Below are 20,536 nucleotides of genomic sequence, written 5' to 3'. Positions count from 1 at the left end.
ACCCTGTAAGGAATCTCGACATCAAGTCAGTAGGCCTCAGCGCTCCAGCCAGAGCGCGCCCTCGGGCAACGCGATCTCGTCGCAGTTCCCGCCGTCGGCCACGCCACCCCGGTCGATCACCAGAAAATCTCCCGGCGCATCCAGCGCAATCAACGGGTGGTGCCACGTGCCGCGTGCGTAGTTCACGCCCTGACCGGCCGCCGCCAGAAAACAGCGGATGTCTTGCGGACCGGGCGCTGCGCCCGGCCTGGCCACCACCACCAGAAACGGCATGGGCGCCAGGGCCACAAAAGCCTGGCTGCCCAGCGGGTGGCGTTCCATCAGGGTGATGGCCAAGGGGAAGGTTCGGGGCAGGGCCTTGAAGATGCTCACCACGCTGTGGCCGCCCCCGCCTGCGGTGTCGATCCGGGCGAGGTCGTGGTAGCGCTCGGCGAAGCCCTGGTTGATGGTGAAGTGGCGTGCCGCATCGCTGGCTTCGATCACGTCGCCAAAAGCGCGGAAGGCCTCGGCGGTGAGGGGTTCGATGGTCAGGCGGGTTCCGGGTGCTGTCATGGAGTTCTCAGCAGTCGATGCCTTGCAGGTCGGGCGCGGACGGCTTGCCTTTGCCACCAGCGCGTCTGGCGCGCTGCGTGCGCTTGCTGAACGCCAGACCCATGGCCAGGGTCTGCGCCAGGCACAGGGCCGAGGTGAGCGACCGAAAACCCAGCAGTTCGGCGTCGTTCACTTCCAGCGTCAGGTCGGCATCTTTGGCGATGGGGCTCAAAAAGGCGTTGGTGATGGCCAGGCGTCTGGCGCCTTGCTGGCGCACCTGCTCGCACACGGCCAGGGTGTCGCCCGCGTAGGGCGGGAAGCTGATGGCGATCAACAGGTCTTGTGCGTTGGCGCCAAACGCCTGCTCGCCGATGGCGCCGCCCAGTCCGTTGAGCTGCACCGCGGGCTGGCCCACGCGGTTGAGCGCATAAGCCAGGTAGGCGGCCACAGCGTAGGAACGGCGCAGGCCCACCACGTACACCATGCGCGCGCTCTGGATCAGATCGATGGCCTGCTTCAAGGGCAGCGCACCGGCATCGGCCGCCAGGTGTTCGAGCGAGACGATGTTGGCCTGGCTGAAGGCGTGCAGCACTTCGGCCGGGTCAGCCGGGTTGTCCAGCGCCTGCTCGCCGCCGTAGTGACGAATGCGTTCGCGAAAGGTGGGCTTCACCGCGTCCTGCAGCGGCGCGATGAACAGGCGCTGCAGGTCGGAGTAACCATCAAAGCCCAGCGCCTTGGCCATGCGCACGAAGGCCGAGGGCGCCATGCCGGCAGCGGCGGCCACGCTGGCAATGGGGCTCAGGGCCACGTCGTTGGGGTGTTCGAGCGCATGGCGGGCGGCGTCGCGCATGCGTGGGGTGAGGCGTTCGCTCTCGCGTGCGATCAGTTCGCGCAGCTCGTCGAGGTTGGTGGGTTTGGGGGCTCTTGCGCTCGCCTTGGTCGCCATGTCCATGCCGTGTGTTGGGAGTTGGGTGTTGGGGGGATGGCCCGCCCTCAGAAAGCGCGGACCTCCCCGCGCGGCACAAAGCGTCCCATGCCTTCGCGGCCGTGCCATTGCTGGCCGTCGACGATCAGCTGGCCACGCAGGAACACCTTTTCAACGCGCCCCTGCAATGTACGGCCTTCAAGCAGCGTGTAATCGACGTTGCTGTGCAGTTCACTCGCGGTGATGGTCTGGCTCACCGCCGGGTTGAAGAGCACCACGTCGGCGTCGCTGCCCACGGCAATGGTGCCCTTCTTCGGAAACAGGCCGAAGAGTTTGGCCGGTGTGGTGGAGGTCAGTTCCACGAAGCGGTTGAGCGAGAGCTTGCCGCGCATCACGCCGATGTCGAACAGGCTCACCAGCCGCGTCTCGATGCCGGGCGCGCCGTTGGGGATGAGCGAGAAGTCGTCTTTGCCGCGCATCTTCTGCAGCTGGTAGCCCAGGTGGCCTTCTTTCATGCAGAAGGGGCAGTGGTCGGTGGCGATCACCTGCAGGTCGTCGTAGCGCAGCGCGCGCCACAGGTGCTTCTGGTCGTCGGGCGTGCGCAGCGGCGGCGTCATGACGTATTTCGCGGTGGCGAAGTCGTCGTTGTTGTAAACGGTGTCGTCGAACAGCAGGTAGTGCGGGCAGGTTTCGGCGAACACCGGAATGCCCTCGGCCCGCGCGGTGACGATGTGCTTGAGCGCCTGGTTGCTCGACACGTGCACGAAGTAGATGGGTGCTTCGGCCAGCTCGGCCAGGCGGATGCCGCGGTGCGTGGCCTCGCCTTCCAGGATGGCCGGGCGCGTGAGCGCGTGGTAGCGCGGCGAGGTGTGGCCGGCCTCCAGCGCTTCCTTGATCAGGAGGTCGATCACGGTGCCGTTTTCGGCGTGCAGCGCCACCATGCCGCCCTCGGCACCCACCTGGCGCAGCATGCGGAAGATGGCGGCGTCGTCGGCCATCATCACGCCGGGGTAGGCCATGAACATCTTGAAGCTGGTCACGCCTTCGTGGCGCATGGCGTGGCGCACGTCGTGCAGCACCTGGTCGTCCACGCGGGTCACGATCACGTGCAGGCTGTAGTCCACGTTCACCTGCGGGTCGGCGCTGCGCTGCGCGCGCTCGATCGCACCCAGGGGCGAGTCGGTGGCGTTCTGCAGCGCGAAGTCCACCACCGTGGTGGTGCCGCCAAAGGCCGCCGCCTTGGTGCCGCTGGCAAAGGTGTCGCAGGTGATGGTGGGGCCGATCACGTTTTCCATGTGCACGTGTGTGTCCACACCGCCGGGCAACACATAGAGGCCGGTGGCGTCGATCACAGCCACGTCAGACCCCACGGCGATGTGTTGGCCGATGGTGTCGATCACGCCGCCCCGCAGCAGCACGTCGGCCACGTAGTCGTCGGTGGCGGTGATCACGCGCCCGCCGCGGATCAGCACCGGACTGCCGTGGGCGAGCGTGGCCTTGGCGGAGGTGGCCACGGCCGCCACGCTGGGTGGCTGGGCGTGGCCGTGGGCGGCGTCGTTGCAGGCCGGGTCGACGCAGGCGTAGGGTCTGGGGGTCACTTCACCACCTCGTCCAGGTGCGTGATCAGCCGGTCGATCTCACCCACGGTGTTGTAGTGGGCGATGGACACGCGCACCACACCGCCCTGTGCGTGCAGGCCCAGGGTTTCGATCAGGCGTTTGGCGTAGAAGTCGCCGAAGCGGATGCCGATGCCGTGCTGGTCCACATGGCGCACGATGGCCTCCGACGGCTGCTCGCCCGCCATGAAGGCGATGGTGGGCACACGGGTGCCATCGGTGGCGCCCGTGTGGCCGATCACGCGCACCGACTTCTTGCTGCGCAAGTAGCTCAGCAGGCGCTCGGCCAGCAGGTTCTCGTGCGCCTCGAACGCGTCGAAAGCGGCCTGCATCTTCTGCCGGTCGCTGCCCGTTGCACCCAGCGTGTTGCCCACATGCACCAGGTAGTCGTTGATACCCATGCAGCCGTAGGAGAGCTCGTAGTTCACGTTGCCCGGTTGCAGCTTGTAAGGCACCACGTCGGTGCCGATGAAATAATGGTTCAAGCTGGGCAGGCCCAGCAGCAGGTCGCGCTGGATCCACATCACCGCGTAGTGCGGACCGAACACCTTGTAGAAGCTGAACACGTAGGCGTCGGCCCCGCTGGCCTGCACATCCACCAGGCGGTGCGGCGCGTAGGCCACCGCGTCCACGCACAGTCGCCCGCCCACCGCGTGCACGCGTTTCGCCACCTCGGCCACCGGGTTCACCGTGCCCAGGATGTTGGAGGCGTGGGTCATGGCCACCCAGGTGGTTTTCGGCGACAGCAGACGGTCGAGGTCGGCCAGGTCGAGCTCCAGCGTCTGGTGATTCACCTCCCACACCTTCACCACCGCGCCGGCGCTGCGCAGGCGCATCCAGCAGCCGATGTTGGCCTCGTGGTCGGTGTTGGTGACGATGATTTCGTCGCCGGGTTTCACACCCGGCAGCAGGGCCTGGGTGAAGAGGAACATGAGCGAGGTGGTGGCGCTGCCCATCACCACCTCGTCGTCCGCCGGGGCATTGATCAGCTCGGCCACCGCGCGGCGCGCGGCCAGCACACGCTCGCCGGCGGCCTGGCTCTGCGCGTAACTGGCGCCCAGCTGCACGGCGCTGGTGAGCAGGTAGTTGCTCACGCGGTCGGCCACGCGCTGGAGCACCTGCGAGCCACCGGCGTTGTCGAGGTAGACGCAGCCGTCTTGCAGCGCGGGGAATTCGGCGCGGATCAGGTCGAGGTTGAGAGCGTTCAAGGACATGGGAAAGGCTTGTTCAGTGTGAAAGGATGGCCTGCAGAAAGGCCTGGGTGCGCGGTTCGCGCGGTGCATCAAAAAACACGTCGGGCGGCGCCTGCTCCACAACGGCGCCGGCCTCCATGAAGATCACGCGGTCGGCCACACGGCGGGCAAAGCCCATTTCGTGCGTGACCACCACCATGGTCACGCCGGTGCGCGCCAGGTCCTGCATCACGTCGAGCACCTCGCCCACCATCTCGGGGTCGAGCGCCGAGGTCGGCTCGTCGAACAGCAGCACCTTGGGCTCCATGGCCAGCGCACGCGCAATGGCCACGCGCTGCTGCTGGCCGCCCGAGAGCTGGCCGGGAAACTTGTGCGCGTGTTCGGCCAGGCCGACCTTGGCCAGCAGGCCGCGGGCGCGCTCTTCGGCGTCCTTCTTGAGCAGTCCACGAACGCGCAACGGGCCCAGCGCCACATTGGCCAGCGCGCTGAGGTGGGGGAACAGGTTGAAGCTCTGGAACACCATGCCCACCTCTGCGCGCACCTTGGCCAGGCCTTTGCCGCGCAGCACCTTCTCGCCGTCCACGGTCACGTCGCCGTACTGGTAGTCCTCCAGCAGGTTGAGGCAGCGGATGAGGGTGGACTTGCCCGAACCCGAGGGCCCGATGACCACGACCACTTCGCCGAGCTCGATGTCGAGGTCGATGCCCTTGAGGGCTTCGAAGCTGCCGTAGGACTTGCGCAAGCCCCGGATCTGGATCAGTGCGGCCATGAATGGGTGTGTGCAAAGAGGCGTGGCATCAGCGCAGGCTGGCGCGGTGCCGGGTTTCGAAATAGCCGACCAGCCGCACCAGCGGCAGCAGCAGGATGAGATAGAGCACGGCCGCGCCAATGAGCGGCGTGGGGTTGGCGGCGAGCGCCTGGGCCTGCGTGGCCTGCTTGAGCAGATCGGGCATGGCCACCACCGAGGCCAGCGCGGTGTCTTTCAGCACGTTGATGCAGTTGCTGGTGAGCGGCGGCACGACGATGCGAAACGCCTGCGGCAGGATCACGTCGCGCATGCTGCTGAAGAAGCTCAGGCCGATCGCGTCGGCCGCTTCGAACTGACCCTTGGGAATGGCCTCGATGCCAGCCCGGAAAATTTCGGCCGTGTAGGCACACGACACCATGGAGATGGCCAGCGCAGCGGCGGTGAACGAGGTGAAGCGCACCCCCACAAACGGGAGTGCGTAGTACACCAGCACCAGCAGAACCAGCAGCGGGATGGAGCGGAACACATCGATGTAGATGCGCGCCAGCATCCGCAGCGGCGCCGGCCCGTACAGGCGCAGCAGCGCCATGAACAGGCCGGACACCAGCCCCGCCACGATGCTGACCACCCCCAGCATCACCGTGACCCCCAGGCCCTCCAGCAGTTGCGGCAGGGCATCCCGGAAAACGGGCCAGTTGAAGAAGGTGGCGATCAGGTCCATGGGGTCGGGGCTGCGGTCTCAGACAGGGGTATCAGAGCTTGGGAACGTCCATCACCTTGACGGTGGACGAGGTATCGGGTGGCGTCGTGCCGAACCACTTCTTGTGGGTGGCCGAGATGAAGCCTTCCTTCTTGAGCGTGGTCAGGATGTCGTTGACCTTGGCGGCATCGGGGAAGGTCTTGGCAAACATGAACGAATAGCGCTCGGCGGTGGGGATGCGCGCGGCGATGCGGTATTGCGGTTTGTCCTTGATGTAGTACTCCACCGCCGGAATGTCGCTGATGTAGCCGTCGATACGGCCCGAGGCCAGGTCGAGCATGGCGGGGGCCAGGCCTTCGTAGCGGCTGATCTTGGCGATCTTGAGCTTGGCGGTGTTCTCGGTGGCGTAGATGTCGCCGGTGGACGCGGTGTCCACACCAACCGTCTTGCCGCCCAGGTCTTCGAGCTTGTCGATCTTGGCGGTTTTCAGCACGGCGAGCGACTGATCGCTGTCGTAGTAGGGCTGGGCGAAGGCCAGCGACTCCAGGCGCTTGGGCGTGATCGTGATGGAGGAGATCGCAATCTGGATGCGGTTGGACTGCACGGCTGGGAACAGGCCGTTGAACGGGATGTTCTCGATTTGAACGGTCTTGCCCGCGCGCTTGGCCACTTCGTTGACGAGGTCGATCTCGAAGCCGACGAACTTGCCCGAAGCGTCCTGGAACTCCCACGGCACATTGCCGATGTTGGCACCGACCACCCAGTCGGCCGCCCAGGCGGGCGTGGCGGCAGCGGCGGCCGCAGCGAAGGTGAACGCAAGCCTTGCGGCCAGTGATTTCAGTTTCATGGTGAGTAACTCCGGGTTGGGATGAGGTGGACTGGGCCGCCGTACCGCGGCATCAACGGTGATCGGTGCGCGTTTTTGCGGCTGCCACACGATAGCAAAATGAAACGAATAAATCAATATTTTCCTTAGTGAAATATTCGTTCCATTGTGGTGCGCCATGCCCGCATTCGGGCCTGGGCACGCACTCGAATGGGGTGCTCACGCTGGCCGCGAAAACGGCGTGGCTCGGTGCAGCTGTGCGAGCAGCTCGGGGCTGGGGTGCGGCGCGATGCAGGTGGTGGTGCCGAGCTGTCGCTGCGCCCAGTGGCCCGCGGCCGATACGCTGTCGATGAGGGGCACGTTCACCTCGGGCTGCAACTGCGCGGCCATGCCGGCCAGGCCCGCGCCGCCCACGATGACCGACTGCACGCCCCAGAGGCGGTGGGCATCGCGACAGGCTTGCGCCAGCAGGGCGCGCGCGCCGGCGGGGTCGGCCGCCAGCTGCGCGCCGGTGGGAGCCACGGTGTGCACGCCCGCGAGCGCATCGCCCACCCCCAGCGTGTGGGCCAGCCGCTGCAGCATCGGCCCCCAGCGCTCGCCGCCGGTGACCACCGCAAACGGGCCCAGCCGGGTGGCCTCGGCGAAGGCCGCTTCGGCCAGCCCGCTCACGGGCACCGGGCTGCTCTCGCGCAGCGCCAGCAGCCCCGGGTCGCCGAAGCAGCCGATGAGCACCGCGTGGGGTGCGGTGTCGCTGGTGTGCAGCGCGTGCAGCCAGGCGTCGAGCACGCCGTGGCTGGCCACGGCGCAACCGGCCTCGTCGGAAATGTAGGGCGGGCCGAAACGCGCCGTGACCGCGCGCACTTGCACGGCGGGCGACAGCACGCCACCCAGGTGGCGCGCGAGCAGATCGGTCACCGAGGTCGTGGTGTTGGGGTTGATCACCAGCAGCTGCGGTGTCATGCGTTCATCGCCTCCCGCGCCGTGCGTGGCGAGAGCGCCGCCAGGAAGGCCGAGAGCGAACGCCGGATGAGGTCGGGCGCCAGGCCCTGGGTGATGAAGACCAGCCGCGAGCGCCGCTCCCCCGCCGGCCAGGCCGCCAGGTGCGTGGGCGGGTGGATGAGGTGCTGCACGCCATGCACAACCACCGGTCGCTCGGTGCCCGCCACATCGAGCAGCCCCTTCACGCGCAGCACGCGGTCGCCATGGGCATGCAGCAGCAGGCTGAGCCAGACACCGAACACGGTCCAGTCCATGGGCCCGTCCAGGTCCAGGCTGAATGAGGCCACACCGCTGGCGTGTGCACCGGCTTCGCGCACCAGTGACCGGTGGGTGCCCAGCGGTGCGCGTTCGGGCGCCCGGTGCGAGGGCCCTGCCCCGCCCTCCTCACCCAGCAGCCACGCAGCCGCTGGCGGTGCTCCAGCCGACTCCAGCAGCAGCGCCAGGCCATTCATGCCGGCGAGACGGGCCCGCAGGGCCTGCACCGCTTCAGGCGCGGCCAGGTCGGTCTTGGTGACCACGATGCGGTCGGCCACCGCGATCTGCTTGAGCGCCTCGGGGAAGCGCTGCAAGGTGGTGGCGGCGTTGACCGCGTCCACCGTGGTGATGACGGTGCCCACGCGGAAATGGTGGCGGATCACGCGTTCGTGCATGAGCGTGGACAGCACAGGCGTGGGGTCGGCCAGGCCGGTGGTCTCGATCACCATGCGCGTGAACGCGGGCACGGTGCCGGCATCGCGCCGCGCGTGCAGCGACCGGATGGCCTCGGCCAGGTCACCGCGCACGGTGCAGCAGATGCAACCCGAGGGCAGCAGCACCACGTCGCCCGGCACGGCTTCGATCAGGTGGTGGTCCACCGCCACGTCGCCGAACTCGTTGACCAGCACCGCGCAGTCGGCGTATTCAGGGCTCCTGAGCATGTGGTTGAGCAGCGTGGTCTTGCCCGAGCCCAGAAAGCCGGTGAGCAGGTGCACGGGAATGGGCTCGCTCATGCGGTGCCTTCGCGCGCGGCCAGTTGCACCCACAGCGCCGGCTCCAGCGGGTCGATGGCCGCACCCGATATCGCCTGCGCCCTGGCCCACACCTCGGGCAGGCTGCCCAGCACCTCGCGCTTGCCGGTGGCACTGCTCAGCACCAGGGCCGTGCCGTGCCAGTCGTCCAGGCGCAGGCGCTGGGTGTGCAGCAGCGCGTTGCACACGCGCACCTGGTGCTGGCGCTCGGCACGCCGGGTCTGGGTGGCGTCCAGCCGCCCGGCCCCTTCGGTCCAGTGGGCCGGTCCCCCCAGGGCGCCGCACAGGCCACACATGGCGGCGCTGTCAGGTCGAGACCAGGCGCGGGCTGCGCCGCGCGAAGTCATCAGCCATCTCGTCCATGGTCACGAAGCGCACACCCGGGTGGCGGCTCATGTGGGCGAACAGGCGCTCCAGCATCAGCAGCACCTGCGGGCGGCCCGCCACGTCGGGATGGATGGTGATGGGGAACACCGCGTAGTCGTGCTCGCGGTAGACCCAGTCGAACTGGTCGCGCCACATTTCTTCCAGGTGGCGCGGGTTCACGAAGCCGTGGCTGTTGGGCGCCTTCTTGATGAACATCATGGGTGGCAGGTCGTCGAGGTACCAGTTGGCGGGGATCTCGATCAGGTCGGTCTCCACGCCGCGCACCAGCGGCTTCATCCAGGTCTCGGGCTTGTTGGCGTAGTTGATGTTGGTCCACTGGTCGCCCACGCGCACGTAGTACGGGTGGAAGTCGTTGTGCATCAGCGAGTGGTCGTACTTGATGCCCTTCTTCAGCAGCAGCTCGTTGCTCACGCGCGAGAACTCCCACCACGGCGCCACATAGCCCGTGGGCCGCTTGCCCGAGAGCTGCGTGACGAGGGCTATGCACTTGTCGAGCACCTCCTCTTCCTGCGCCGGTGTCATGGCAATCGGGTTCTCGTGTGTGTAGCCGTGGATGCCGATCTCGTGGCCGGCGTCGGCCACCGCCTGCATCTGCTTCGGGAAAGTCTCGATGGAATGACCGGGGATGAACCAGGTGGTCTTGATGCCGAAGCGCTCGAACAGCTGGAGCAGGCGCGGCGAACCCACCTCGCCGGAAAACATGCCGCGCGAAATGTCGTCGGGCGAGTCCTCGCCACCGTAGGAGCCGATCCAGCCGGCCACGGCGTCCACGTCCACACCAAAACCACACAGGATCTCTTTTGCCATGGGTACCTCCAGAAAGCGGTTGACTGGCCGCAGGCTCAGGGGCGCTTGCCCTGTTTCTGCAACCGGCTGAAGAAAGACGCGAGCGCCAGCGCGGCGGCCATGACCACCAGCGAGACCACGGTGGTCACCGTGCCCAGCGCGTAGATGGCAGGCGTGGTCACGGTGGTGGTGAGGCCCTGCAGCTCCAGCGGCAGGGTGTTCACATCGCCGATGGCCTGCGAGGTGCGCGCGATCTCGTCCCAGCTCAGCGTGAAGCCGAACATGGCGATGCCCACCACCGAAGGTGCGATGAGCGGCAGCACCACGTGGCGAAAGCCCTGCCACGGCGTGGCGCCCAGATCGCGCGCGGCCTCCTCGTATGCCGGATTGAAGCGGTTGAAGATGGCAAACATGATCAGCAGGCCGAACGGCAGCGTCCAGGTGAGGTGCGCGCCCAGGGCCGAGGTGTAGAGGCCCAGCGTGGTGTTGAAGGTCTCCTGCATGCTGGTCATGCCCAGCGCCTCGAACACCCATTTCAGGCCGGTGTCGAGCAGGCGGAACTCCAGGCCGATGCCCAGCGACACGATGATGGACGGCATGATCAGGCTGGCCACCACCACGAAGAACAGCGCGTTGCCGCCCCAGAGCTTCTTGCGAAACGCGAGACCCGCGAGCACCGAGAACACCACGGTGAACACCATCACCGCCAGCCCCAGACCGAGCGATCGCCTGAGCGCCGCACCGATGTCCACCACGCCCAGGCCTTCGGCGAGCTGGCGGAACCAGTGCAGCGAAAGGCCACGGATCGGGAATGTGAGCCCCCCTTCGGGGCCCTGGAAACTGAGCACCACGATCACCAGCATGGGGCCGTAGAGAAAGGCCACGAAGGCCGCAAAAAACAGGGCCAGGAACCAGAAGCTGGCGGGGCGCTTGTCGTGGTTCATGGCTCAGAGCTCCTTGCGCACATCGACCAGCCGCGTGAGCGCCCAGATGATCATGAGCACCAGCGCCAGCAGGATCACCGCGTTGGCCGCGGCCAGCGGGAACTGCAGGTACGAGGTCTGCACCTGGATGATCTTGCCCACCGAGGCGATCTGTTGTCCGCCCATGACGCCGATGGTGACGAAGTCCCCCATGACGATGGTGATGACGAAGATCGAGCCGACGATGATGCCGGTGCGCGAGAGCGGAACGATCACGTTCCACAGCGTCTGCCAGGCGGAGGCACCGCTGTCGCTGGCGGCCTCCAGCAGGCTGCGGTCGATGCGCATCATCGAGTTGAAGATGGGCACGATCATGAACATGGTGTAGAGGTGCACGAAGGCCAGCACCACGGAAAAATCGGAAAACAGCAACCACTCCACCGGCTGCTTCACCACACCCAGTTCCAGCAGCGTCTGGTTCACCAGGCCGTTGCGTCCCAGCAGCGGCACCCACGAGATCATGCGGATCACGTTGGACGTCCAGAACGGGATGGTGCAGAGCACGAAGAGCAGCGTCTGCACGGTGCTCGATCGCACGTGAAACGCGAGGAAATACGAGACCGCAAACCCCACCACCAGCGTGATCAGCCAGACCAGCAGGCTGAACTTGAAGGTGGACAGGTAGGTCTTGAGGGTGGTGCACATCTCCGCCGTGTTGCCGCAACCCTCGAAGATCGAGACGTAGTTCTTGACCGTGAAGGCAGGCAGCAACTCGTACTCGTTGAAGTCCCAGAAGCTCACCATGCCGATGAGCAAGAGCGGCACCAGGAAAAACAGCACGAACACCGCCGTCAAGGGCAGCGCCTGCCACCACGCGGCCAGGGCCTGGCCCGGACTGCCGGTGGTGGGTGCGTGCGCGGAGACGGCGGGTGAACTCATGGGTGCGTCAGCTCGGGTTCAGGCCGCGACAAACTCGTTCCATTTCTGGACCATGTAGGTGTTCTCGTCCATCAGCGCGTTCCAGCAGGCGATGCCCCCCATGCGCTGCTCGTAAGAGCCACCGTCGCGGATGCCGCCGGCCTTGTGCAGCAGGTCGCCGTTGGGGCTCTTGATGTCTTTCTCGGCGGGCTTGCCCTCCATCCAGTAGGCCCACTCGTAGGGCTCCATCTTGGCCTTGGCGGTTTCCAGCACGGCGCTGTAGTAGCCCTGGCGGTTGAGGTAAGCGCCGGCCCAGCCGTCGAGGAACCAGTTGATGAATTCGTAGGCGCCGTCGAGCTTGCGGCCCGAGAGCGTGGTGGGCAGGCCGAAGCCGGCGGCCCAGGCGCGGTATCCCTCCTTCAGTGGCTGGAAGGTGCAGGCGATGCCCTTGGAGCGCACGGCGGTGACGGCCGGCGACCACATCGACTGGATCACCACCTCGCCCGAGGCCATGAGGTTGACCGACTCGTTGAAGTCTTTCCACAGGCTGCGGAACTGGCCGGCCTTCTTGGCTTCGATCAAGGTCTTGATCGTGAGGTCGATCTCCTTCTTGGTCATGTTGCCCTTGTCGGGGTACTTGTAGATGCCCATCGCCTCGACCACCATGGCCGCGTCCATGATGCCGATGGAGGGAATGTTGAGGATGGAGGCCTTGCCCTTGAACTCGGGGTTGAGCAACTCGGCCCAGCTGGTGATCGGGCGCTTGATCAGATCGGGGCGGATGCCCAGCGTGTCGGCGTTGTAGACCGTGGGAATCAGGCTCATGAACTGCGTGGGCGAGGTCGCGAACTTCTTGGATTTCTCGCCTTCGAGGTACATCACCTTCTTGGGCGCGGTGCCCTGGTCGCCCACCTTCTTGCCGCCGACTTCACCCTTGGTGAACAGCGTGGTGATCTTGTCGGCGTTCTTGATCTTCTTGGTGTCGATGCCCTTGAGGTTGCCGGTGGGCACGATCTTCTTGAGCGAGAAGTATTCGGAGTCCAGCAGGTCGAAGCTGTTGGGCGCGGTCACGGCGCGCTTGGTCACATCGTCGGTGGTCACGGCCACGTACTGGATCTCGATGCCGGTGTCGGCCTTGAATTTTTCGGCAATCGCCTTGTCCTGGTTCACCGCGGTGCCCAGGTAACGCAACACGATCTTCTCTTGCGCATGCACCGCCGGGAACATGCCCGCGGCCAGGATGCCGGCCGTGCCCTTGAGCAGCGAGCGGCGCTGGACGTGACCGCTTGGCGAATCGGCGTCGTTTTGAGGTTGGTCTGACATGGTGAGCTCCTTGAGCAGGGGTGGGTGGAAACGGAAAAAAGGAATCAGGCGGCCAGCGCGTGCGCGGCGTCCGCGGCCCAGGCCAGCTGCACCTCGTCGCCCAGCGCAAAAGGCTGGGCAGCAAAGGCGGCCTCGGAGACCATCACCGAGATCTCGGCGGTGGTGCTGGCGGAGATGGCGGCACCGGCGTTTTGCAGACCCAGCAGCACGTAGGTGCCCTGGTACTCCACATCGGTGATCACGGCGCGGCGGTTGGTCGCGCTCTCGCTGCCGGCTTGCGCCAGGGGCAACACCGCGATCTGGTCGGTGCGCACACCGACCTTGCCGTCGGGCGTCTCCAGCACGTTGTGGCCGCCCATGAAACGGGCGACGAATTCGCTGACCGGGCGGTTGTAGACGGTGTGGGGCGAACCCACCTGTTCGATCAGGCCGTGGTTCATCACCACCATGGTGTCGGCCAGGGCCATGGCTTCCTCCTGCGAATGCGTCACATGGATGAAGGTCAGGCCCAGCTCTTTTTGCCAGCGGCGCAGCTCGGCACGCATCTGGATGCGCAGGAAAGGGTCGAGCGCGGAGAGCGGCTCGTCGAGCAGCAACACGCGCGGCTGGGTGATGAGGGCGCGCGCCAGCGCCACGCGCTGTTGCTGCCCGCCCGAGAGCTCTGCCGGCTTGCGCTGCGCGAGGTGCCCCATGGCCACGCGCTCCAGCAGCTCGGCCGCGCGGGCATGGCGCTGCGCCTTGTCCACGCCCTTCATCTTCAGGCTGAAGGCCACGTTGTCCAGTGCACTGAGGTGGGGAAACAGCGCGAAGCTCTGAAACATCATGGCCGTGCCGCGGCTGGCCGCGGGCAGATCGGTGATGTTGCGGTTCTCCAGCAGGATGTCGCCACTGGTGGCCGACTCGTGGCCCGCGATCATGCGCAGCGTGGTGCTCTTGCCGCACCCCGAGGGCCCGAGCAGGCAGCAGTAGCTGCCGCGCTCGATGCGCAGGTTGATGCTGTCCACCGCCGGGGTGCCGGTGCCGTAGCGCTTGGTGAGCGCGACCAGTTCGATCGCGGGGCTGGAAGGAGTCGCGGAATCCGTCATGCCTTCCACAGTGCAAAGACCATGCCATACCTTTCGTGCGGCTACCGCGGGCCGCCCTCCCCACCGGCTCACCAAAGCAGTGCGGGCACGCCCTGTCCGCACCAGAATGGAATGAATATTCCCTTGTCTGGCCCACTGATCCATTTGTTTCACTGCCGGGGCCAGGGCCGAAAAATCCACCGCGTTGCGCAGGCTCAATCGGTTGGCCAGCCGGCCGCCAACAATGGCTTGTCCCGTGCGAAGGGTTCGAGGCTGAGGGCCCGACGCACGGGTGTTTCAACCGCATTCCCGGAAACGTCCGGGGCTAGGCACCCGGATGTCGACTGTGCTCATGACGGAGCCGGTACAACTCGGCTCACTGGCGCTGCCAGGCGATCTGGTGATCCCGGCCCAGGCGCTGGGGCTGGTCCTGTTTGCGCACGGCAGCGGCAGCGGGCGGCTGAGCCCGCGCAACCAGTGGGTCGCCCGCGCACTGCAGCGCGTGAACATGGCCACGCTGCTGTTTGACCTGCTCACCGAGGAAGAGGCCCGTGACCGCCGCCTGGTGTTCGACATCGATCTGCTCGCGCGGCGCGTGGTCGAGGCCATTCACTGGACGGAGCACCACCCCGACCTGACCCATCTGCGCCTGGGCCTGTTTGGCGCCAGCACGGGCGCGGCCGCCGCGCTGGTGGCCGCGGCCACCCGGCCCGACCGCGTGGCCGCCCTGGTTTCGCGTGGCGGGCGCCCCGACCTGGCCATGGCCAGCCTGCCCAAAGTGCAGGCGCCCACGCTGCTGATCGTGGGCGGGCTGGACACCGAAGTGCTCGAACTCAACCGCCACGCCTTGCGCCAGCTGCGCGCGCACAAACGGCTGGAGGTGGTGCCCGGCGCGAGCCACCTGTTCCAGGAACCCGGCGCACTGGGCAGCGTGGCCGCCTTCGCCTGCAGCTGGTTTCAGGAACACCTGGGCAAAGGGAGGCGCGCATGAGTCGGCCCCATCACGCGGGGGTTGGCCACCCGAGCGTGTTCCAGGACAGCATGGCCCTGCTGCACGGCCTGAAGCTGGCGAGCAAGCCGTTTGCCAACCGCACCCAGGCCGGCCAGGCGCTGGCCGATGAATTGCTCGGCATGAAGCTCACGCCTCCGCTGGTGGTGCTGGCCCTGCCGCGCGGCGGCGTGCCGGTGGCCGCCGAGATCGCCCGCTCGCTGGGCGCGCCGCTGGACCTGCTGCTGGTGCGCAAGATCGGCGCGCCCTTCCAGCCCGAGCTTGCGGTGGCGGCGGTGGTCGAGGGCACACCACCCGACGTGGTGATGACCGACGAGACCGCCGACCTGCCCGGCGTGGACGAGGCCTACATCCAGGCCGCGCTGCCAGCCGCCATCGAGGAGATCGCGCGCCGCCGCCGTGTCTACCTGCAGGGCCGGGCACAGCAGCCGGTGCAAGGCGCCACCGTGATCGTGGTGGACGACGGCATCGCCACCGGCACCACCATGCGCGCAGCCCTGCAGGCGCTGCGCCGCCGCCACCCCGCGCGCCTGATCGTGGCGGTGCCGGTGGCGCCGCACCAGACGGTGGTGGCCCTGAGCGACGAGGTGGACGAGGTGGTGTGCCTGCAGGAGCCCCGGCCGTTTCGCGCCATCGGCCTGCACTACCTCGACTTTCACCAGCTCGGCGACGACGAGGTGTGCGCGGCGCTGGACGCGGCCGATGCCGCCTTGCGGCCCTAGGACGCCGCGTTCGGCTCCACTGCAAAGCTCACCAGCACCAGGCCGGTGATGCCGCTCTTGCCGGCCACGCGGCGTGTGCGCACGCGCAAGCGCTGCACGCCGATGCCGGCGAATTCGTGGCTGACCACGCGGTCTTCACCCGGACGCTGGACCGGCGCCGGGCTGTCGAGCAGCTCGTGCATCGCGGCAAAGTCCCACTGCCCGCTGGCAATCGCAAAAAAGCCGCGGCCCAAGGTGTCTTCAGCCTGACCCCCAAAGAGCGCGAGAAAGGCCCGGTTGGCGGTGAGCACCCGCAGTTGTTCGTCGAGCACCACGAGCGGTTCATAAGCCGTGTCCACCACCGCCTCGGCCAGGTCGCGCGCCTGGCGCATGGCCAGGGCCAGCACCCGCTCGGTCACGTCGTTGAAGGTCAGCACCACGCCGTCGATCACGTTGTCCAGCGTGCGGTAAGGCTTGATGCGCGCGAGGTACCAGGTGTTGCCGGCCGTGCGCACCTCGCGCTCCACCGGCGCGAGCGAGTCCAGCACAGCCTGGGCATCGGTCAACAGGTCCACGTCCTGCAGTTCGCAGCGAATATCGGCCAGCGAACGCCCCACATCGGAGGGCACCAGGCGGTACACCGCCGAGGCGTCGCGCGTGAAGCGGCGGATCAGCAGGCGGCGGTCCAGAAAGATCGAGCCCACGCTGATGTTGTCGAGCAGGTTCTTCATGTCGTCCTGCATGCCGGTGAGTTGCTCCACCTTGGTCTGCAACTCCGAGTTGACCGTGACCAGCTCCTCATTGACGGATTGCAACTCTTCCTTGGAGGTTTCCAGTTCTTCGTTGGTGGACTGCAGTTCCTCGTTGGTCGACTGCAGTTCTTCATTGGTCGATTGCAGCTCCTCATTGGAAATCTGCTGCTCCTCGACCATCGCGCCCAGCGTCTGCTTGCTGAGCGTGAGCTCGTGCTCCAGCGCCTGCACCCGCTGCGCCTCGGTCGTGGCACCGGACTTGCGCCGGCGCGCCGGGCTGCGGGTCTGCGCCGCGTCCTGCTCCTGAAAGCTGAACAGCAGCAGGTTGCGGCTGGGCTCGGGGCCGGCGAGCGCGCGCACGCTCAGGTTCACCCTGCGGATCTCGCCATCAACCTTGAGCGCAACCTCGCGGCTGAAGCTGCTCAGCCCACCGGCCGCCGCTTTCTGCAAGGCATCGCGCACGTCGATCTGCAGCCCTTCGGTGGCCATGTCCACCACGTTGTGCGTGGGCTGGCCCGGTGCCAGGCGCAAGAAGCGCCCGGTCTCGCCATGCACGAACAGGATGTCGCCCTGCAGGTCGGTGAGCACCGAAGCCGGCGCAAAGGCCTGCAGCAGCGTGCGCCGAGCCAGGTCGGCCGCGGCCGTTTCGCGTGGTTTGGTCACCACCGCCGGCAGTGCCGTGCCCTGCCCGTCGGTGGCCCACGACAAGCGGCTGCTGATCACCGCGCGCCGCGAGGCCACGGTGGGCCGGGCGCGGTAGATGTTGAGCCGTCGGTCCAGCGTCTCGAACAGCTCGCCGTGGCTGCCAATGCTCTCGGACGGCGACAGGCACAGCACACCACCGGCACGCAGCGCATAGTGAAAGATGGGCACCAGCCGCTCCTGCAGCTCGGGCTCCAGGTAGATCAGCAGGTTGCGGCAGGTCAGCAGGTCGAGCCGTGTGAAGGGTGGGTCCTTGATGACGCTCTGCACCGCGAACACCACCATCTCGCGGATTTCCTTGCGCACACGGTAGCCCCCCTCTTCCTTCACGAAGAAGCGGCGCAGCCGCTCGGGGGTCACGTCCTGCGCGATGTTGGGCGGGTACAGGCCGGCGCGGGCCACGGTGATGGCATCGGCGTCGATGTCGGTGCCGTAGATCAGCACCGACCAGTCGCGCTGCTGTTCGTCGGCCAGCTCGCGCAGCACCATGGCCACTGAGTAGGCCTCTTCTCCGGTGGCGCAGCCGGCCACCCACACGCGCAGGGACTCGCTTTCGGCGCGGTGCGCCAGCAGCGCGGGCAGCACCTCGCGCTTGAGTGTGTCGAACACCGCCGGGTCGCGGAAGAAGCTGGTGACGTTGATCAGCAGTTCGCGAAACAGCGTCTGCACCTCGGGCGGGTGTTCCTTGAGGAAACGTTCGTAGGTGGCGATGTCGTCAATGCCCTGCTGCGTCATGCGCCGCTCGATGCGCCGGCCCAGGGTGCTCTTCTTGTACTGCGAGAAGTCGTGGCCCGTGCCCAGGCGCAACTGCATGAGCACGCCCGCCAGCCGTTTCGAGGCCTCGCTGCCGTCACCGCCGGCCGGTCGCGAACCCAGTTGCCGGGCATGCGCCAGCAGCAGCGCCGGCATGGCCTCCACGGCCAGCGCCTGGGTGGCAAAGCCCGACTTCAGCGCGCTGGCGGGCATGCCGTCAAAGCGTGCGGTGGACGGCTCCTGCACCAGCCCCAGGCCGCCCGCGCCATGAATGGCCCGGATGCCCAGGGTGCCGTCGGTGCCGGTGCCCGAGAGGATGATGCCGACCGCGGCTTCGGCGCGGTCGGCCGCCAGGGCGCGGAAAAAGCTGTCGATGGGCAGGTGACGGCCGCGCGGCTCGCTCGGCAGGCTCAGGCCCAGCACGCCGCGCGCGATCGCCATGTCGCGGTTGGGCGGGATCACATGCACACGGTTGCGCTCGACCACCATGCCGTCGGTGGCTTCCACCACCACCATGGTGGTGCTGCGCTGCAGGATCTCGGCCAGGATGCTCGGGTGGGTCGGGTCCAGGTGCTGCACCAGCACGAAGCCCATGCCACTGTCCACCGGCATGGCGCGCAGGAATTGCTCGAAGGCCTCCAGGCCCCCGGCCGATGCGCCCAGTGCCACCACCGGCCATCCCGCGTCCGCAGCCGGTGTGGCCGGCTGGCTGCTGGCAGCGCTGCTGCCGGGCGATGCTTGCTGTTTTTTCGTGACCATGTCCACTCCTCGATGCCCGGTATTGTCACCCCGGGCCTGGCGCTGCAGCGCTCAATCGGGGTGGGGCATGGCACCCAGGTCGGCCTTGTCGAACTGGTGCTCCAGACCAAACCGGATCAGGGCGGCCGTGCTGTCGAGATGGAGTTTCTCCAGGATGCGTGTCTTGTGTGTGCTGACCGTCTTGATGGACAGGTGCAGGGCCTCGGCGATGTCGACCATGCGCTCGCCGGCCACGATGCGCTGCATGATGTCCAGCTCGCGGTTGGACAAGGCACTGAGGTCGCTGGCCTGGCGGCGGCCATTGAGCTGCTGCACCACCCGCTCGGCCAGCACCGAGGTGACGAAGACCCCGCCCGAGGCCACCTTGCGCACGGCCGAGACCAGCTCGTCGCAGGCGGTGTCCTTGGTGACGTAGCCACTGGCGCAGGCCTGAAACGCGCGCAGCGCGTACTGTTCCTCGCTGTGCATGGTCAGCACCAGCACGGCCACGCCGGGAAAACCGTCCTTGATGCGGTGGATGAGATCGAGCCCGCTCATGCCGGGCAGCGAAAGATCGGCAATGACGAGGTCGAAGCGCTCGCGGCGCAGGCATTCGAGCGCCTGGAAACCGGTGCCCGCCTCGGTGATGGACCACTGGTTGCCCTGCGGATCGAGCAAGCGCTTGAGGCCCTCGCGCACCACGGTGTGGTCGTCCACCAGCAGCAGCCTGAGCAGCGGCGTGGCGTGTGGGCTGTTCATGACGGCCGGCCCGAGTGGTCCACCGGGGTTTCGTTCAGGCCCAGGTTCTGGGTCAGTTTCAGGCCGATCCAGCCCGCGCCGTCGGGCGTGGTGTCAAAGCTGAGCCGCCCGCCCAGCAGGCGGGCGCGGTGCTCCAGGATGAGCGAGGGCTCGGAGCGGGTGTCCAGCCGCCAGGGTGCCTTCAGGTCGGTGCCGCGTGCGCGCATGGACAGCACGAATTGGCCCAGCGGACGGCGCACCTCGATCACGAGGTCGGTGGCGTTGGTCTCGTGCAGCAGGTAAGACAGCGCCTCCTGGAAAAAGCGGTACAGCGCCAGCGAGAGCGCACGACCCAGCGGTGGGTGGTCGTTGTCCAGGGACAGGGTCAGCTTCATGTTGAGCCGGCGCGCCATGTCCTTGGCCAGCCACTCCATGGCCGGCCCGAGCCCAAGGTCGTCCAGCATGGGAGGGCGCAAGTCGCTGGTGATGCGCCGCACCAGCGACACCGCCTGGTCGATCTCACCCTGCAGGGCGGCTTTGTGCGCAGCCATCGGATGCCCTGGCCCGTCGGGCAGCTCGGCCAGGTGCATCTTCAGAGCGCTCAGGCGCTGGCCCAGGTCTTCATGCAATTCCAGCGCCAGGCGCCGGCGCTCCGACTCCCGGGCGTCGGCATCGATGGCTGCAATGCGCCGCTCCACCTCCGAGCGCATGCGGTCGGTCACGTCGGTGATCGACACGCGCAAGGTGGGCATGCCGTCATCCACGAGCACGCGAACGCTGTTGATCGCGGCGAACCACTGCAGCGTGCCGTCGGCGAAGTTCATCGTGAGGTCGATGCGCTGCGGTGTTTCGCGGCCCAGGGCCCAGCGCAGGTAGAGGTGCCAGCGATCGGCGTCGTTCTGGCTCACGAAGCGCGCCAGTGGCTTGCCCTGCAGCGCCGCGCGCGGCTGCCCCAGCAGGCCGGCACCCGTGAGGTTGATCTTGACGATGCAACCCTGGGCGTCCAGCGTGCAGTAGCCCACCGGGGCGAAGTCGTAGAGGTCGCGGTAGCGGTCGTGCGCCGCCGCCAGGTCGGATTGCGCGCGCTGCAACTCCTCGTTCTGCTGCTCCAGCTCGATCTGGTGCACGCGCAGTTCGTGTGTCAGAGCGTCGTGGCTGGCGGCGGATGGCAGGGGTTCGTTGCTCATGGTGTGCTCT

At 67.2% G+C, this 20,536-nt stretch carries 20 protein-coding genes; 2 read left to right on the top strand and 18 right to left on the bottom strand.

The window, feature by feature from the left end:
• Positions 1-36: 36 nt before the first annotated feature.
• From F9Z44_RS08995 to F9Z44_RS08925, 15 genes are all read right to left on the bottom strand, one after another.
• Entirely contained in the window at positions 37-552 is a 516-nt protein-coding gene (locus tag F9Z44_RS08995; RefSeq protein WP_159605395.1) for an ureidoglycolate lyase, read from the bottom strand.
• 7 nt (positions 553-559) lie between these two features.
• Positions 560-1,483 (bottom strand): MurR/RpiR family transcriptional regulator, encoded by a 924-nt coding sequence (locus F9Z44_RS08990; RefSeq protein ID WP_201450034.1) that lies wholly within the window; start codon positions 1,481-1,483, stop codon positions 560-562.
• A gap of 41 nt (positions 1,484-1,524) precedes the next feature.
• Positions 1,525-3,054, bottom strand: coding sequence for a dihydropyrimidinase (hydA, locus tag F9Z44_RS08985; protein ID WP_236574302.1), 1,530 nt, complete (start codon positions 3,052-3,054; stop codon positions 1,525-1,527).
• Positions 3,051-4,286 carry a cysteine desulfurase-like protein gene (locus F9Z44_RS08980; protein WP_159605393.1) on the bottom strand — a complete coding sequence of 412 codons (1,236 nt, stop codon included), beginning with the start codon at positions 4,284-4,286 and terminating at the stop codon, positions 3,051-3,053. Before F9Z44_RS08980 ends, hydA begins: the two co-directional genes overlap by 4 nt.
• A 13-nt stretch (positions 4,287-4,299) precedes the next feature.
• Complete coding sequence (locus F9Z44_RS08975) at positions 4,300-5,034, bottom strand: amino acid ABC transporter ATP-binding protein (RefSeq protein WP_159605391.1); 735 nt, start codon at positions 5,032-5,034, stop codon at positions 4,300-4,302.
• Between the two features lie 28 nt (positions 5,035-5,062).
• Entirely contained in the window at positions 5,063-5,734 is a 672-nt protein-coding gene (locus F9Z44_RS08970) for an amino acid ABC transporter permease (protein WP_159605389.1), read from the bottom strand.
• A 31-nt stretch (positions 5,735-5,765) separates the two neighbouring features.
• A complete protein-coding gene (locus F9Z44_RS08965; protein WP_159605387.1) occupies positions 5,766-6,560 on the bottom strand; it encodes a transporter substrate-binding domain-containing protein in 795 nt (264 codons plus the stop codon).
• A 198-nt stretch (positions 6,561-6,758) separates the two neighbouring features.
• Positions 6,759-7,499: an aspartate/glutamate racemase family protein gene (locus tag F9Z44_RS08960; protein WP_201450033.1), complete on the bottom strand. Its 741-nt coding sequence runs from the start codon at positions 7,497-7,499 to the stop codon at positions 6,759-6,761.
• Complete coding sequence (locus tag F9Z44_RS08955; protein WP_159605385.1) at positions 7,496-8,527, bottom strand: CobW family GTP-binding protein; 1,032 nt, start codon at positions 8,525-8,527, stop codon at positions 7,496-7,498. The genes F9Z44_RS08960 and F9Z44_RS08955 overlap by 4 nt, the downstream gene beginning before the upstream one ends.
• Positions 8,524-8,841 (bottom strand): hypothetical protein, encoded by a 318-nt coding sequence (locus F9Z44_RS08950; protein ID WP_238407294.1) that lies wholly within the window; start codon positions 8,839-8,841, stop codon positions 8,524-8,526. Before F9Z44_RS08950 ends, F9Z44_RS08955 begins: the two co-directional genes overlap by 4 nt.
• 10 nt (positions 8,842-8,851) lie before the next feature.
• Complete coding sequence (locus tag F9Z44_RS08945; protein WP_159605381.1) at positions 8,852-9,739, bottom strand: polysaccharide deacetylase family protein; 888 nt, start codon at positions 9,737-9,739, stop codon at positions 8,852-8,854.
• Positions 9,740-9,774: 35 nt separating this feature from the next.
• Entirely contained in the window at positions 9,775-10,662 is an 888-nt protein-coding gene (locus F9Z44_RS08940; RefSeq protein WP_159605379.1) for an ABC transporter permease, read from the bottom strand.
• Positions 10,663-10,665: 3 nt separating this feature from the next.
• Positions 10,666-11,580: an ABC transporter permease gene (locus F9Z44_RS08935; RefSeq protein ID WP_159605377.1), complete on the bottom strand. Its 915-nt coding sequence runs from the start codon at positions 11,578-11,580 to the stop codon at positions 10,666-10,668.
• A gap of 18 nt (positions 11,581-11,598) precedes the next feature.
• Positions 11,599-12,882, bottom strand: a complete 1,284-nt coding sequence (locus F9Z44_RS08930) for an ABC transporter substrate-binding protein (RefSeq protein WP_159605375.1) — start codon at positions 12,880-12,882, stop codon at positions 11,599-11,601.
• Positions 12,883-12,926: 44 nt separating this feature from the next.
• Complete coding sequence (locus F9Z44_RS08925) at positions 12,927-13,967, bottom strand: ABC transporter ATP-binding protein (RefSeq protein ID WP_159605373.1); 1,041 nt, start codon at positions 13,965-13,967, stop codon at positions 12,927-12,929.
• 331 nt (positions 13,968-14,298) lie between these two features.
• On the opposite strand from F9Z44_RS08925, the gene F9Z44_RS08920 reads away from it, so the two are divergent.
• Complete coding sequence (locus tag F9Z44_RS08920) at positions 14,299-14,937, top strand: dienelactone hydrolase family protein (protein ID WP_201450032.1); 639 nt, start codon at positions 14,299-14,301, stop codon at positions 14,935-14,937.
• The gene (locus tag F9Z44_RS08915; protein ID WP_236574301.1) at positions 14,934-15,677 is read left to right on the top strand and encodes a phosphoribosyltransferase; all 744 of its coding nucleotides are present in this window, start codon (positions 14,934-14,936) and stop codon (positions 15,675-15,677) included. Before F9Z44_RS08920 ends, F9Z44_RS08915 begins: the two co-directional genes overlap by 4 nt.
• Here F9Z44_RS08915 and F9Z44_RS08910 read toward each other — a convergent pair.
• Genes F9Z44_RS08910 through F9Z44_RS08900 form a run of 3 tightly spaced genes read right to left on the bottom strand, consistent with a single transcriptional unit; the run spans position 15,674 to position 20,526 of the window.
• Positions 15,674-18,622: a CheR family methyltransferase gene (locus tag F9Z44_RS08910; RefSeq protein ID WP_159605369.1), complete on the bottom strand. Its 2,949-nt coding sequence runs from the start codon at positions 18,620-18,622 to the stop codon at positions 15,674-15,676. The two genes, F9Z44_RS08915 and F9Z44_RS08910, sit on opposite strands and share 4 nt — an antisense overlap.
• 51 nt (positions 18,623-18,673) lie before the next feature.
• A complete protein-coding gene (locus tag F9Z44_RS08905; RefSeq protein ID WP_159605367.1) occupies positions 18,674-19,360 on the bottom strand; it encodes a response regulator in 687 nt (228 codons plus the stop codon).
• Complete coding sequence (locus tag F9Z44_RS08900; protein WP_159605365.1) at positions 19,357-20,526, bottom strand: PAS domain-containing sensor histidine kinase; 1,170 nt, start codon at positions 20,524-20,526, stop codon at positions 19,357-19,359. The genes F9Z44_RS08905 and F9Z44_RS08900 overlap by 4 nt, the downstream gene beginning before the upstream one ends.
• Positions 20,527-20,536: the final 10 nt, after the last annotated feature.

The organism is Hydrogenophaga sp. PBL-H3 (assembly GCF_010104355.1).
Taxonomy (GTDB): domain Bacteria; phylum Pseudomonadota; class Gammaproteobacteria; order Burkholderiales; family Burkholderiaceae_C; genus Hydrogenophaga.
This window is presented reverse-complemented; position numbering and strand designations above follow the sequence as displayed.

Coding starts and splice junctions, on each gene's coding strand:
- F9Z44_RS08965 (WP_159605387.1), bottom strand. CDS start 6,560: ATGAAACTGAAATCACTGGCCGCAAGGCTTGCGTTCACCTTCGCTGCG.
- F9Z44_RS08935 (WP_159605377.1), bottom strand. CDS start 11,580: ATGAGTTCACCCGCCGTCTCCGCGCACGCACCCACCACCGGCAGTCCG.
- F9Z44_RS08975 (WP_159605391.1), bottom strand. CDS start 5,034: ATGGCCGCACTGATCCAGATCCGGGGCTTGCGCAAGTCCTACGGCAGC.
- F9Z44_RS08980 (WP_159605393.1), bottom strand. CDS start 4,286: ATGTCCTTGAACGCTCTCAACCTCGACCTGATCCGCGCCGAATTCCCC.
- F9Z44_RS08920 (WP_201450032.1), top strand. CDS start 14,299: ATGACGGAGCCGGTACAACTCGGCTCACTGGCGCTGCCAGGCGATCTG.
- F9Z44_RS08955 (WP_159605385.1), bottom strand. CDS start 8,527: ATGAGCGAGCCCATTCCCGTGCACCTGCTCACCGGCTTTCTGGGCTCG.
- F9Z44_RS08990 (WP_201450034.1), bottom strand. CDS start 1,483: ATGGACATGGCGACCAAGGCGAGCGCAAGAGCCCCCAAACCCACCAAC.
- F9Z44_RS08995 (WP_159605395.1), bottom strand. CDS start 552: ATGACAGCACCCGGAACCCGCCTGACCATCGAACCCCTCACCGCCGAG.
- F9Z44_RS08945 (WP_159605381.1), bottom strand. CDS start 9,739: ATGGCAAAAGAGATCCTGTGTGGTTTTGGTGTGGACGTGGACGCCGTG.
- F9Z44_RS08930 (WP_159605375.1), bottom strand. CDS start 12,882: ATGTCAGACCAACCTCAAAACGACGCCGATTCGCCAAGCGGTCACGTC.
- F9Z44_RS08910 (WP_159605369.1), bottom strand. CDS start 18,622: ATGGTCACGAAAAAACAGCAAGCATCGCCCGGCAGCAGCGCTGCCAGC.
- F9Z44_RS08915 (WP_236574301.1), top strand. CDS start 14,934: ATGAGTCGGCCCCATCACGCGGGGGTTGGCCACCCGAGCGTGTTCCAG.
- F9Z44_RS08905 (WP_159605367.1), bottom strand. CDS start 19,360: ATGAACAGCCCACACGCCACGCCGCTGCTCAGGCTGCTGCTGGTGGAC.
- F9Z44_RS08960 (WP_201450033.1), bottom strand. CDS start 7,499: ATGACACCGCAGCTGCTGGTGATCAACCCCAACACCACGACCTCGGTG.
- F9Z44_RS08970 (WP_159605389.1), bottom strand. CDS start 5,734: ATGGACCTGATCGCCACCTTCTTCAACTGGCCCGTTTTCCGGGATGCC.
- F9Z44_RS08940 (WP_159605379.1), bottom strand. CDS start 10,662: ATGAACCACGACAAGCGCCCCGCCAGCTTCTGGTTCCTGGCCCTGTTT.
- F9Z44_RS08900 (WP_159605365.1), bottom strand. CDS start 20,526: ATGAGCAACGAACCCCTGCCATCCGCCGCCAGCCACGACGCTCTGACA.
- F9Z44_RS08925 (WP_159605373.1), bottom strand. CDS start 13,967: ATGACGGATTCCGCGACTCCTTCCAGCCCCGCGATCGAACTGGTCGCG.
- F9Z44_RS08950 (WP_238407294.1), bottom strand. CDS start 8,841: ATGTGTGGCCTGTGCGGCGCCCTGGGGGGACCGGCCCACTGGACCGAA.